The organism is Phreatobacter cathodiphilus, assembly GCF_003008515.1.
Lineage (GTDB): Bacteria > Pseudomonadota > Alphaproteobacteria > Rhizobiales > Phreatobacteraceae > Phreatobacter > Phreatobacter cathodiphilus.
On the sequence record NZ_CP027668.1, the window covers coordinates 3,643,520 to 3,656,753 of the forward strand.

12 protein-coding genes are annotated in these 13,234 nt (G+C 70.7%); 8 read left to right on the top strand and 4 right to left on the bottom strand.

Annotated features, from left to right (window positions below; genetic code table 11):
• Positions 1-177 precede the first annotated feature (177 nt).
• The 7 genes from C6569_RS17465 to C6569_RS17495 all read left to right on the top strand — a co-directional run bounded on the left by C6569_RS17465 (position 178) and on the right by C6569_RS17495 (position 7,338).
• Entirely contained in the window at positions 178-918 is a 741-nt protein-coding gene (locus C6569_RS17465) for an MBL fold metallo-hydrolase (protein WP_106750078.1), read from the top strand.
• 78 nt (positions 919-996) lie between these two features.
• Positions 997-1,398, top strand: a complete 402-nt coding sequence (locus C6569_RS17470; protein ID WP_106750079.1) for a cytidine deaminase — start codon at positions 997-999, stop codon at positions 1,396-1,398.
• On the top strand, positions 1,395-2,195 hold the full coding sequence (locus C6569_RS17475) for a purine-nucleoside phosphorylase (RefSeq protein WP_106750080.1): 801 nt from the start codon (positions 1,395-1,397) through the stop codon (positions 2,193-2,195). The genes C6569_RS17470 and C6569_RS17475 overlap by 4 nt, the downstream gene beginning before the upstream one ends.
• A complete protein-coding gene (gene deoC / locus C6569_RS17480) occupies positions 2,188-2,925 on the top strand; it encodes a deoxyribose-phosphate aldolase (protein WP_106750081.1) in 738 nt (245 codons plus the stop codon). The genes C6569_RS17475 and deoC overlap by 8 nt, the downstream gene beginning before the upstream one ends.
• Entirely contained in the window at positions 2,922-4,262 is a 1,341-nt protein-coding gene (gene deoA / locus C6569_RS17485) for a thymidine phosphorylase (RefSeq protein ID WP_106750082.1), read from the top strand. Before deoC ends, deoA begins: the two co-directional genes overlap by 4 nt.
• On the top strand, positions 4,262-5,455 hold the full coding sequence (locus tag C6569_RS17490; protein WP_106750083.1) for a phosphopentomutase: 1,194 nt from the start codon (positions 4,262-4,264) through the stop codon (positions 5,453-5,455). The genes deoA and C6569_RS17490 overlap by 1 nt, the downstream gene beginning before the upstream one ends.
• 92 nt (positions 5,456-5,547) lie before the next feature.
• Positions 5,548-7,338 carry a glucan ABC transporter ATP-binding protein/ permease gene (locus C6569_RS17495; protein WP_106750084.1) on the top strand — a complete coding sequence of 597 codons (1,791 nt, stop codon included), beginning with the start codon at positions 5,548-5,550 and terminating at the stop codon, positions 7,336-7,338.
• A 235-nt stretch (positions 7,339-7,573) separates the two neighbouring features.
• On the opposite strand, the gene C6569_RS17500 is transcribed toward C6569_RS17495, so the two are convergent.
• The 4 genes from C6569_RS17500 to C6569_RS17515 form a co-directional block, all read right to left on the bottom strand.
• The gene (locus C6569_RS17500; protein WP_245898139.1) at positions 7,574-8,392 is read right to left on the bottom strand and encodes a 2-keto-4-pentenoate hydratase; all 819 of its coding nucleotides are present in this window, start codon (positions 8,390-8,392) and stop codon (positions 7,574-7,576) included.
• Positions 8,393-8,476: 84 nt separating this feature from the next.
• Positions 8,477-9,871 carry a S41 family peptidase gene (locus C6569_RS17505; RefSeq protein WP_106750085.1) on the bottom strand — a complete coding sequence of 465 codons (1,395 nt, stop codon included), beginning with the start codon at positions 9,869-9,871 and terminating at the stop codon, positions 8,477-8,479.
• Positions 9,868-11,196: a murein hydrolase activator EnvC family protein gene (locus C6569_RS17510; protein ID WP_106750086.1), complete on the bottom strand. Its 1,329-nt coding sequence runs from the start codon at positions 11,194-11,196 to the stop codon at positions 9,868-9,870. Before C6569_RS17510 ends, C6569_RS17505 begins: the two co-directional genes overlap by 4 nt.
• Positions 11,197-11,312: 116 nt before the next feature.
• On the bottom strand, positions 11,313-12,032 hold the full coding sequence (locus C6569_RS17515; RefSeq protein ID WP_106750087.1) for a protein phosphatase CheZ: 720 nt from the start codon (positions 12,030-12,032) through the stop codon (positions 11,313-11,315).
• 352 nt (positions 12,033-12,384) lie between these two features.
• Between C6569_RS17515 and C6569_RS17520 the strand changes: the two genes are divergently transcribed.
• A complete protein-coding gene (locus C6569_RS17520; RefSeq protein ID WP_245898140.1) occupies positions 12,385-13,161 on the top strand; it encodes a L,D-transpeptidase in 777 nt (258 codons plus the stop codon).
• Positions 13,162-13,234: the final 73 nt, after the last annotated feature.

Sequence of the window (13,234 nt, forward strand, 5' to 3'; positions counted from 1 at the left end):
ATGCGGGCCTATCGACAGGCGATACGCTCTGGAAGCATTTGGAAAGGGTGATCCCGACATCCTCAGTTACCGGCGCTTCAAAGCCGGGGTCGCGCGTGCTCATATGGCCGCAAGGATGCGGCGCCCGGGCCGGCGCCTCGCACGACGCTTTTTTCCGTCATTCTCCGTGGGTGTGTCATGAAGATCACCGTTCTCGGCTCCGGCGACGCCTTCGGCTCCGGCGGCCGCTACTCGACCTGTCTGCACCTCGCCGGTGACGACGGCACGGTGATGCTGGTCGATTGCGGCGCGACCTCGCTCCTCGCCATGCAGCGCGCCGGTATCGATCCCAACAGCGTCTCGGCGATCCTGCTGACCCATTTCCACGCCGACCATATCGGCGGGCTGCCCTTCTTCATGCTGGATGCGCTGTTCAACGCCCGCCGCAAGGCGCCGCTCACCATCGCCGGACCGAAACGCGTCCAGGAATGGGTGAAGGCGGTGATGGAGGCGGCCTTCCCCGGCTCCTCGTCCAACGCCTATCCCTTCGAGATCACCTATCTCGAAGTCTCGCCCGACAAGCCGGCGACGGTCGCCGGCAACGCCGTCACCGCCTTTCCCATGGTGCATGACCAGCGCGCCGGTCCCTGCCAGGGCTACCGCATCGCCCGCGACGCCAAGGTCTTCGCCTATTCCGGCGACACGACATGGACGGAAGACCTCGTCCCCCTCGCCGACGGCGCCGACGTGCTGCTGGTCGAGTGCTACACGTGGGACATTCCGCTGAAGAACCACCTGGACTGGAAGACCCTCTCCGGCCGCCTCGCGGACCTGAGGGCGAAGCGCGTCATCCTCACCCATATGGGCCCGCAGATGCTCGCCAACCGCGACAAGGCGACGGTCGCCTGCGCCGAAGACGGGCTCGTCATCCACCCCTGAGCCCCTTTTGGGGTTCTTGCGCCGCCGCCCTTGCCCTATCCTGCGCCGCCGGGAGGATCTCGACGTGACGGAGCGGGCATGACGCAGCCATGGGACGACCTGTTCGACGCGGCGCGCGAGGCGCAGGGACGGGCCTATGCTCCCTATTCGCGCTTCCGCGTCGGTGCCGCGATCCGCGCCGCGTCGGGGCGCATCCATGCCGGCTGCAACGTCGAAAACGCCGCCTATCCCGTCGGCACCTGCGCCGAGGCCGGCGCGGTCGCCGCCATGCTCCTCGCCGGCGACCGCGCCATCGCCGAGATCCTCGTCTTCGCCGAGGGCCCCGAACTCTGCACCCCCTGCGGCGCCTGCCGCCAGCGGCTGCGGGAGTTCGGTGCCGGCACCATGGCCATCCACGTCGCCGGACCGGAGGGCGTCAGGGCGCGCTTCACCCTCGGCGAACTGCTCCCCCATGCCTTCGGCCCGGACACTCTGGCATGACCGCCGCCCGTATCATCCGCGCCGCCGCGGGCGACGCGCCCATCGCCTGCGCGATCGTTCTCGGCACCGGCCTCGGGCCGCTGGCGGAAGAGGTGGAGGAGCCGGTCGCCCTGTCCTATGCCGACCTCCCCGGTTTTCCCCCCGTCGGCGTCTCCGGCCATGCCGGCCGGCTGGTGATCGGGACGCTGGAGGGGCGGCGCGTCGCCGTGCTCCAGGGCCGCGCCCACACCTACGAGAGCGGCGATCCCCGCGTCATGAAGCCGGTCATCGACACGCTCGCGGCCCTCGGAGTGCCGCGGCTGCTCCTGACCAACGCCGCCGGCTCGCTGAAGCCGGACATGCCGCCGGGGTCGATCATGGCGATCGAGGACCACATCGCCCTCTTCGGCCCCAACCCGCTGATCGGCCTGAAGGGCGACGACCGCTTCGTGCCGATGAACGGCGCCTACGACCCGGTCCTGCGCCGGGTGATTGCCGGCGGCGCGGCGCGCCGACGCGTCGCGCTGTTCGAGGGCGTCTACGCCTGGGTGACCGGCCCGAGCTTCGAGACGCCCGCCGAGATCCGCGCGCTGCGCACCCTCGGCGCCGACGCAGTGGGCATGTCGACGGTCCCAGAGGTGATCCTCGCCCGCCATGCCGGGCTCGCGGTGGCCGGCCTCTCGATGATCACCAATCTCGCCGCCGGCCTCGCCCCGCACGCGCCCTCCCACGCCGAGACCAAGGCGGTGGCGGCGGCGGGCGCCAGCGCCATGGAAGCGGTGATCCGCGGTTTCCTGACGGAATGCATCGATGACTGACGCCACCATCGCCCGCCGCGCCGTGGCCCTCCTCGACCTCACCGACCTGTCCAACGGTCTCGACGAGGCCGGCGTCGAACGGCTCTGCGCCCGCGCCCTGACGCCGCTCGGCCCCGTCGCCGCCGTCTGCCTCTGGTCGGGCTTCTTGCCGCAGGCGCGCCGCCTTCTGAAGGGCACTCCGGTGCGGATCGCCACCGTCGTCAACTTCCCCGCCGGCGAGGACGACGTCATGCGCGTCGCCGACGAGGCGCGCTGGGCCCTGCTCGACGGGGCCGACGAGATCGACGTCGTGCTGCCCTGGCGCACGCTCATGGCCGGCCGGCACGAGGTGGTCGGCGCCCTGCTCGGCGCGGTGAGGGCCGTGGTGCCGCAGGGCCGCACCCTCAAGACCATCCTGGAGACGGGCGAGCTGAAGAGCCCCGAGCTCATCCGCGCCGCCGCCCGCATCGCCATCGGCACCGGCGCCGACATCATCAAGACCTCGACCGGCAAGACCGCCGTCTCGGCGACGCCCGAGGCCGTCCGCCTCATGCTGGAGGAAATCTGCGCCTCCGGCCGGACCGTCGGCATCAAGCCCTCCGGCGGCATCCGCACCCTCGAAGACGCCCGCACCTACCTCGCCCTCGCCGACGAGATCATGGGGATCGGCTGGGCGACGCCGGCGACCTTCCGCTTCGGCGCCTCCGGCCTCCTCGACCAGCTTCTGGCCGCAGGAAAGGCCGCGCCATGAGCGACAGCCGCCCCGCCTTCATCCCGCAGGAGATCATCCGCGCCAAGCGCGACGGCGCGACCCTCGGCGAGGCCGACATCGCCGCCTTCGTCGCCGGCATCGGCGCCGGGACCGTCACCGAGGCGCAGGTCGCCGCCTTCGCCATGGCCGTCTTCTTTCGCGGCATGACCATGGACGAGCGCGTGGCGCTGACCCGCGCCATGACCGCGTCGGGGCGCACGCTCTCCTGGCGCGACCTCGACCTGCCCGGCCCCGTCCTCGACAAGCACTCCACCGGCGGGGTCGGCGACACCGTCTCGCTAATGCTGGCGCCCATGGTGGCGGCGGCCGGCGGCTTCGTGCCGATGATCTCCGGCCGCGGCCTCGGCCATACCGGCGGCACGCTCGACAAGCTGGAAGCCATTCCCGGCTACGACGCCACGCCCTCGCAGGAACGTTTTCGCCGCACCGTGCGTGAGGTCGGCTGCGCCATTATCGGCCAGACTGCCGATCTCGCCCCCGCCGACAAGGTGATCTACGGCGTGCGCGACGTCACCGCGACGGTCGAGTCCATCCCGCTCATCACCGCCTCGATCCTGTCGAAGAAGCTCGCCGCCGGCCTCGACGGCCTCGTCATGGACGTGAAGACCGGTTCCGGCGCCTTCATGCCGGCCTTCGCCGCGTCACGGGACCTCGCCGAATCCATCGCCGCCGTCGCCACCGGCGCCGGCCTGCCGACCGTGGCGCTGGTCACGGCCATGGACCAGCCCCTGGCGCCCGCCGCCGGCAATGCGCTGGAGGTCCGGATCGCCATCGAGCACCTGGAGGGCGGCCACGCCGTCTCGCGCCTGCACGGCGTCACCATGGCGCTCGCCGCCGAGCTGCTGGTGCTCGGCAGGCTGGAGCCCGACCTCGAATCCGCCCTCGGCAAGCTCGAGCGCGTCCTCGCCAACGGCCGGGCGGCCGAGACCTTCCAGCGCATGGTCTCCGCCCTCGGCGGGCCGAACGACCTGATGGAGCATCCGGACAAGCACCTGCCGCGCGCTCCCCTGGTGCGCCCGGTCGCAGCTCGCGAAGCCGGCACGGTTCTCGCCATCGACACCCGCGCCATCGGCATGGCCGTCGTCGCGCTGGGCGGCGGGCGCACCCGCTCCGCCGACCCCGTCGATCACGCGGTCGGCCTCACCGGCCTCGTCGCCCTCGGCGACACGCTGGAGGCCGGCCAGCCGCTGGCCCTCGTCCACGGCCGCGACGAGGCGGCGATGGCGGCCGCCGCCGCCATGATCGCCGGGGCGGTGACGGTCGGCGAGGGCGGCGCCGCGGTCGGCGCCCTCGTGCAGGCGCGGATCACCGGCTGATGGCGCGCGCCTTCGTCCTCGTCCTCGATTCCGTCGGCATCGGCGCCAGCGCGGATGCCGGGAGTTACGGCGATGCCGGCGCCGACACGCTCGGCCATGTCGCGGGATGGTTCGCCGCGAACGGCCTGCCCTTCGCCCTGCCGCACCTCGATCGGCTCGGCCTCGGCGCGGCGGCCCGCGCCTCCACCGGCCGCCTGCCGCCGGGCCTCACCGCCGCGGAGCCCTTCGCCGGGCGCTGGGGCTATGCCGTGGAAGCCTCGAAGGGCAAGGACACGCCCTCCGGCCACTGGGAGATCGCCGGCCTGCCAGTGCCGTTCGACTGGGGCTATTTTCCGCAGAGCATCCCCTGCTTCCCCGCGGCGCTGACCGAGGCCCTCGTCCGCGAGGGGGAGCTCCCCGGCATCCTCGGCGATTGCCATGCCTCGGGCACCGAGATCATCGCCCGTCTCGGGGCCGAGCACATGGCGACGGGCAAGCCCATTCTCTACACCTCCGCCGATTCCGTGCTGCAGATCGCCGCCCACGAGGAGACCTTCGGGCTCGACCGGCTCGACGCCCTCTGCCGCATCGCCCGCCGGCTCTGCGACCCCCTCGGCATCGGCCGCGTCATCGCCCGGCCCTTCACCGGCACCGATGCGGCGAGCTTCACCCGCACCGCCAACCGCCGCGACTATGCCGTGCCGCCGCCGGCGCCGACCCTGCTTCAGGTCGCCTCGGAGGCGAGGCGGGAGGTGATTACCGTCGGCAAGATCGGCGACATCTTCGCCCATGTCGGCACCGGCGAGGTGCTGAAGGCCGCCGGCAACGCGGCGCTCGGCGCGCGCACCCTCGAAGGACTGGCGCGGCTGTCCGACGGCGGGCTGCTCATGGCCAATTTCATCGACTTCGATTCGCTCTACGGCCACCGGCGCGACCCGGAGGGCTACGGTCGCGCGCTGATGGCCTTCGACGCCTGGCTGCCCTCGCTCGTGGCCGCGCTGCGGCCCGGCGACCTCTGTATCGTCACCGCCGACCACGGCTGCGACCCGACCTATCGCGGCACCGACCACACCCGCGAACACGTGCCGGTCCTCGCCTTCGGCCCGGCGCTGCCGACAGGCTCCATCGGCCGGCGCGACAGCTTCGCCGACATGGCCGCCGCCGCCGCGGCTCATCTCGACCTGCCATGGGCAGGCGCCGGCCGGCCGTTCTGACCCGGCGCTCCGAAACAACGCCCCTTGCCGCGCGTTGAACGCCGTGTTTCACAGGGCGCAATCCGGTATCCCGCCGTCACGAAAGCCGTCGCATGTCGCTCCTCCACGTTTACTGGCGCGTCCTCAAGCAGCTCGGCCCCGAGACGCGGCTCGGCATGACGCTGCTCGCCTGCAACATCGTGCTCGCCTGCATCATGTTCGCCGAGCCGATCCTGTTCGGCCGCATCATCGACACGCTCTCCGCCGCCCAGGCGCGCGGTCGCACCGTGACCTGGAGCGAGATCCTGCCGCTGGTCGCGGCCTGGGTGACCTTCGGCCTCTTCACCATCGCTGCCGGCGTGCTCGTCGCCTTGCATGCGGACCGCATGTCGCACCGGCGCCGCCTGGCCTTCATGCAGCACTTCTTCGAGCACGTGCTGAACCTGCCGCTGAGCTACCACTCCGGCGCCCATTCCGGCCGCCTGCTGAAGCAGATGCTGGAAGGCTCCAACGCCATGGCCTGGCTGCTGCTCTCCTTCCTGCGCGAGCACTGCGCCTCGCTCATCGCGCTGGTGATCCTGGTGCCGGTCTCCCTGTGGGTGAACTGGCGGCTCGGCAGCCTCCTCGTCGTGATGGTCTTCTTCTTCTTCATCCTGACGAGCTGGGTGCTGCGCAAGACGGAGACGCTGCAGGGCCGGGTTCAGGAGTATCACAACGCCCTCGCCGAACGCGCCACCGACGCCCTCGGCAACGTGCCGGTCATCCAGTCCTTCACCCGCATCGAGGCCGAGGTGCGCGCCATGCGCGCCACCGTCGACGCGCTGCTGGCGGCCCAGATTCCCGTCCTCTCCTGGTGGGCCATCGCCGCGGTCGCCTCCCGCGCCTCGGCGACGCTGACGGTCCTCTCCATCTTCCTCGTCGGCACCTGGCTGCACATCAACGGCCTCGCCTCCATCGGCGAGATCGTCACCTTCATGGGCTTCGCCACCATGCTGATCGGCAAGCTCGAGGCGCTCGTCGGCTTCATCAACTCGGTTTTCCTCGAGGGCCCGAAGATCAAGGACTTCTTCGACGTCGTCGACACCGCGCCGCAGGTCCACGACCGGCCGAACGCCCTCGACATCGGGCGCGTCGAGGGCACGGTCGCCTTCGAGAACGTCTCCTTCTCCTATGACGGCAAGCGAACCGCCGTCCTCGACCTGTCCTTCGTGGCCAAGCCCGGCGACACCATCGCCCTCGTCGGCTCCACCGGTTCGGGCAAATCGACGACCCTGTCGCTGCTGCACCGGGTCTTCGACCCGCAATCGGGCCGCGTCCTCATCGACGGCCACGACATCCGCGACATCGCCCTGGTCTCGCTGCGCCGGAACATCGGCGTCGTCTTCCAGGAGCCGATGCTGTTTGCCCGCACCATCAAGGAAAACCTCCAGGTCGGCCGTCCCGAGGCGAGCGAGGAGGAGATCTGGCAGGCCTGCGAGCGGGCCCAGGCGCTCGACTTCCTCAAGCGCCAGCCGGAAGGTCTCGACACCGAGGTGGCCGAGCGTGGCCGTTCGCTGTCGGGCGGCGAGAGGCAGCGCCTCTCCATCGCCCGCGCCCTCCTGAAGGACCCGCCCATCCTCATCCTCGACGAGGCGACCTCCGCCCTCGACGCCACCACCGAGCAGAAGCTGCAGCTGGCGCTCGAGGAGGTGATGAAGGGCCGCACCACCTTCGTCATCGCCCACCGCCTCGCCACCATCCGCCACGCCTCCCGCATCCTCGTCTTCGACCAGGGTCGGGTGGTGGAGAGCGGCACCTTCGAGGAGCTCGTCGCCCATGGCGGCATTTTCGCCGCGCTGGCGAAGGCGCAGTTCATGTCGGGCGCCGAGGAGATGCCGGCGGGAAAGCCGGTCGTCGCGGGGTGATGGGCTGAACGTCTCGCAGGTCCGCGCCCGGGAGCACTGTCTGTCACCCCCGGCGAGGCCGAAGGCCGAGGGAAGGGGGTCCAGGAGCCACGAGGCGGCGACCCAGGTCGCATGCGACGAACCGCGGATCGCAGTTGCCCGGCAACTCCTGGATCCCCTTCCCCTCGCTTCGCTCGGCCGGGGATGACGGGATCTGCGCCGGGAAGCGAGTGGGGCCGCCTCTCCTGGACGTGTTCTAGACGAAGCTCAGGCTCATCGGCATCACGTCCAGCCCCTCGACCTCGGTCGACCAGGTCTCGCCGGCCGCGATCGGAAAGGCGCGGGTCACCGTGCCGGTGGTGATGATCTCGCCCGCGGCGATCGGGCTCGCTTCGGGATCGGCGGCGAGGACGCCTGCGAGATGGCGGACCGCCGACAGGGGGCCGTCCAGCACGTTGGCGGCGATGCCGCGGTCCATCTTCTGGCCGTTCCGGAACAGGGTGATGGCGAAGCCGGTCAGCGCCGCCATCCAGCTCTCGGCGTCGCCCGAGACCTCCGTGCGCGGGCCGCAGAACAAGGCGCCGTGCAGGCCGAAGGCCGCCTGGCAGTCGGCACCCTGGAACACCCAGCCGGGATAGAGCGACTGGACGATCTCGAAGCCGTGGGCGACCCAGCCGACGGCGCCGAGGATGGCCCTCTCGTCCATCGACGCCGTCACAGGGGCCCTGAAGCCGAGCACGATCTCCGGCTCGATCCGCGGCTCGACGAGATGGCCGATGGCGGCCTCCGCCGGCCCGTCCACGTCGCGGAAAGTGGTGTCGTAGACGGGCCCCCAGATCGGCGAGAACACGCCGTACTCCGCCCAGATCGTCCGGTTGGTGAAGCCGATCTTGCGGCCGATGATCCTCTCGCCGGCCGCCGTCCGTCGCCGGGCCACCTCGTGCCCGACCTTCTCGCCGTCCGCCACCGTGAAGGTCGGCTCGGCCTGCGTCAGCGGCGGCATCTGGCGCCGGCCGCGATAGGCGGCGAGCACGGCGTCCGCGAACATCCGGGTCTGGGAGGAGCAGAGCGACATGGGCGCGGTCCTGAGTGGGTGCCCGGCAAACAAAACCCCGGCACGGAGGCCGGGGTTCTGAAAGCGGGGATCGCGTGGTGCGCCTCAGCGCGACGGCGTGGCCGGAGCCGGCGTCGCCGGAGCGGCGGGAGCTGCCGGAGCCGGGGCGGCGGCGGCGCGCTGGCTCGGCGGGAAGGCCGGATCGGTGGCCGTGCCACGCAGCAGTTCGAGGGCGCGGCCGATCTGGACGTCGTCCTTCTGTTCCGGCGGCACGTAGACCGAGGAGGCCGAGCGCTCTTCCTGTCCCTCGGCGGCGTTGTTGCGCAGGTGACCGCGAAGGCCCGCCTCCCCGCGGTTCTCCTGCAGGCGGGCGCGCATCGCCTCCGGCACCGGCTGTTCCAGCACGATGTCCGGATCGATGCCGCGCGCCTGGATGGAGCGGCCCGACGGCGTGTAGTAGCGCGCCGTGGTGAGGCGCAGCGCGCCCTGGCTGCCGAGCGGGATGATGGTCTGCACCGAGCCCTTGCCGAAGGAGCGGGTGCCGAGCACGGCGGCCCGCTTGTGGTCCTGCAGCGCGCCGGCGACGATCTCGGAGGCCGAAGCCGAGCCGCCGTTGATCAGCACGATGATCGGCTTGCCGCCGGTCAGGTCGCCGCCGCGGGCGTTCCAGCGCTGGGTCTCCTCGGCGTTGCGGCCGCGGGTGGAGACGATCTCGCCGCGTTCCAGGAAGGCGTCGGAGACCGAGACGGACTGGTCGAGCAGGCCGCCGGGATTGTTGCGCATGTCGAGCACATAGCCGCGCAGCTTGTCGGCGGGCACCTTGGACTTGATGTCCTCGATGGCCTTGCGCAGGTTTTCCGTCGTCTGCTCGTTGAACTGGGTGATGCGCACATAGCCCACATCGTCACCGAGAATCTGGTGACGCACGGCGCGGATGACGATGCGGTCGCGGGTGATCTCGATGTCGCGCGGCGCCGCGCCCGAGCGGGTGACGCGGATGGTGATCTTCGAGCCCACCGGGCCGCGCATCTTCTCCACCGCCTGCTGCAGGGTGAGGCCCTGGATCGGCTCGGCGTCGATATGGGTGATGATGTCGTTGGCGAGGATGCCGGCCTTGGAGGCCGGCGTGTCGTCGATCGGGGAGACGACCTTGATCAGGCCCTCCTCTTGGGTCACCTCGATGCCGAGGCCGCCGAACTCGCCGCGCGTCTGCACCTGCATGTCGCGGAAGTTGCGCGCGTCCATGAAGCTCGAATGCGGATCGAGGCCGGTGAGCATGCCGTTGATGGCGCTCTCGATCAGCTTGGCGTCGTCGGGCTTCTCGACATAGTCGGTGCGCACGCGCTCGAAGATGTCGCCGAACAGGTTGATGTGCCGGTAGGTGTCGGAGGCCGCGGCATTGGCGGTCATCCCGAGAATGGCCCGGGGCTGCGTGACCGCAACGGTGGCCAGCGCGCCCATGGCGGCGCCGGCGAGGAGGATCGAAGCTCTGCGCATCATCCGCGAACCCTTTCAGTGGCCTGCACGCCCGGTGTCCTCGTGGTCCACCATGGCGCTGGGTCGACACTCGACCCGTCTTTCCGGAACTCGACGTAGAGAACGGGCTGGGAAGAGCCCGTCGTCACCGCGGAGGCTGGCGGCGGGGCGTGGCCCATCACACCGACCGGCTCCCCCGCCAGCACGAACTGTCCAAGATCGACCGTGATCCTGTCCATGCCGGCCAGGACGAGATGATACCCGCCGCCGGCATTCAGGATCAAGAGTTGGCCGTAGGTCCGGAACGGACCCGAATAGACCACCCAGCCGTCCGCCGGCGCGGTGACCGAAGCCGCCGGCCGCGTGGCGATCGATAGGCCTCGCTCGGCGCCGCCGAGACCGTCGGGATCGCCGAACTCCCTGAGCCGCACGCCCAGGACGGGCAGGGAAAGGGCGCCGCGCGCCTGTTCGAAGGGAATGGCCGGGTTCATCCGCGCCGCATTCTGCAGCGCCGCCATCTGCTGGCGGCGGTCGATGACGGCCGGCCCGCGGGCGACGGTGGTGGTGCGGGCGGCCTCCGCGGCGCGATGCGCGGCGGCGATCTCCGTCTCCATACGCCCTATCAAATGTTCGAGATCGGCGGCCTGGCGGGCGAGCGTCGCTGCGCGCGCCTTCTCCGTCTCCAGCGACTGCTCGCCGGCCGCGACCTGGCCGCGGCGGGCCTCGGCGAGGGCGTCGAGACGGACCCGTTCGGCGCGCAGCGACACCGCCTCGCGGCGCAGGTGGTCGCGTTCGGTCGCGATGCGGGTGCGCAGGCTCGAAAGCTCCTCGAGGTCGCGCGCCAGCACCGTGACCGCCTCACGCATTTCCGGCACGAGCGTGCCGAGCAGCATGGCGGTGCGGACGCTCTTCAGCACGTCGTCGGGACCGACCAGCATGGCCGGCGGCGGGCGGCGACCCATGCGCTGCAGCGAGGCGAGCACCTCGGCGATGAGCTGCCGCCGGTCGTGCAGCGACTGGCGCACCGTCAACTGACGGGCGTCGAGCCCGCCGAGATTGTCTTCGATGGCCGCCATCCGCTCCTCGCCGGCGCGCACACGGGCGGCGGTGTCGATGCTGGAGCGCACCAGGGCGGCGCGGTCATTGCGCAGGGCCGTGACCTCGGCCTCGACGCGGGCGCGCTCGGCGGCATTGCGGGCGATGTCGGCCTGGATCGCCTCCAGCTCGCGCTGGCGCTCGCGGCGCTCGGCCTCGGCCCGCTCGGCGGGTGTCGCCGGCTCGGCCGCGACCGACCCGGCGGAGACCAGGGTCAGGACGGCGGCGGCGAGGAGGAGCGGCCTGGACTGCATCGGTCCCGAATCAGCGGGGGCGGGAAGAGACCGATGCTACATGGCGGCCGGGCCGGGCGGAATCGCGGCGGCCGCTTGCCCATTTGAAGGCGGGAAACAAGCCGCCGTGATCGGGATCAGTTGAACAGCGCGTCGATGTCGTCCTGGCTGGCGTGGCCGGCATCCTCGGAGAGCTTCGGGCCGTTGAGGAGGGCGGCGTCGCCCGTAGCCTCGGCGATCCCCTCCACCTCGATGTCCTTGAAGCTGTCGAGCCCGCCCCAGATCTCCATCATCTTGACGATCCGATCCTCGATGAACTTCAGCGTGTTCACCACCTTGGTGATGCGCTGTCCGGTGAGGTCCTGGAAGTTGCAGTGCTCGAAGACGGTGATGATCTTCTGCTGGATGTCGTCGATCGCCGCCTTGTCCTGGGTGCTCTTCAGCTTGGCGGCGAGCTGGCTGGCGATCTGGTCGATGCCTTCGGCGGCGGACAGGATGCCCTCGGTCGCCTGTTCCGTGCCGGTGACGATGGCGTCGAGCTCGTGGGTGACGCGCGTCATCTGCTTGCCCTTGAAGCCGGTGACGTGGAGCGTGGCGATCTCGTGCTTGGTCTGGTCGATGGCCTGCCAGATCTGGTCGAGCTCGGCCTTCAGCTTGATCGCCTCCTGCATCTCCGCGCGGTAGGCGTCGATCATCTGCTTGGAGACCTCTTCCGGCGGGCGGATGAGGGCGCGCAGCTGCTTGATCTCGGAGAGGATCTCGTGATGCCCGCCGTGGGCGGAGGCGCCTTTGGGATGCGGCGAGGTCTCCGGCTGGGAGATCACTTCGATGCGGAAGGCTCGTTTTTGGGCGCGCATGGACGATCCGGGCAATTCTTCGCCTCCGGCCTGAGCGACCGGTCCGGACGACGGTACCGTCAGGGAGTTAAGAGCCGGTTCCACCGCAATCCCACAGAAAGTTAGGGGACAATCCAAAAGACGATCAGGGTTAATGATGGCTTTACACCGCGGCTGGACGTTTTCGGCCACCATCCCGACGTCTTTTACATGCGCTTAACCGTAAAAACACGCCGACGACATGCACACTCCGAAAAGGATGCTGGAAAGCGCCGCGTTTACCATTCCATGGCCGTTTGCGGTGTTCTGCTGAAGGCTCAGGAGACGCCGGGCATCTTGTCCCGTCGCCCCGTCCAGCGTTCCGAGTACGGCGATGTCCCCTTTCCGTCTGATGGCCGCCCTGGCGGCGCTCTGCCTCCTCGCCACCATCCCGCAGGCCTCGGCGCAGATCGCCGGCGCCCGCCGCGACCTCGGTGGCGGCTTCATCGAGTTCCTCTACAACGGCGGCCAGCCCGCCGGCCCCATCGCCGGCGCCCGGCGCCAGGGCGCTCCCGCTCATGCCGCTCCCGCCTATGCGGCGCCGACCTCGCCGGCCCATCTGCGGGCTTCCCACGGCGTCGCCCCCGATCTCGAGCCGGTGCGCCCGCTCGTCTCCCGGCCCGCCGAGCCGCGGGTGCAGCGCGAGGCGGCGCCTGTGCGCGGCATCGATCCGCGCTTCCTGCCGCAACAGGTGCCCTACCAGACCAGCCATCGCCCCGGCACCATCGTCATCAACACCGCCGAGCGCCACCTCTACCTGGTCCAGGCCGGCGGCACCGCCATGCGCTACGGCGTCGGCATCGGCCGCCCCGGCTTCGGCTGGCGCGGCACCAAGACCGTCACCCGCAAGGCCGAGTGGCCGGACTGGCGCCCGCCCGCGGAGATGCTGCGCCGCCGCCCCGACCTGCCGCGCTTCATGGCCGGCGGCCCCGCCAATCCCTTGGGCGCGCGCGCCCTCTATCTCGGCTCCTCGCTCTACCGCATTCACGGCTCCAACGAGCCCTGGACCATCGGCCAGGCGGTCTCGTCGGGCTGTTTCCGCATGCGCAACGAGGACGTGATCGACCTCTACGGCCGCGTGCGGGTGGGCACGAAGGTGGTGGTGATGTGAGCTTCGCCGCCGGGCCTCCGGGCCCTGCGGCTGTCCTTGCGGCGGGCAAGCGTAACAGCGCCCCGCCGCGGCG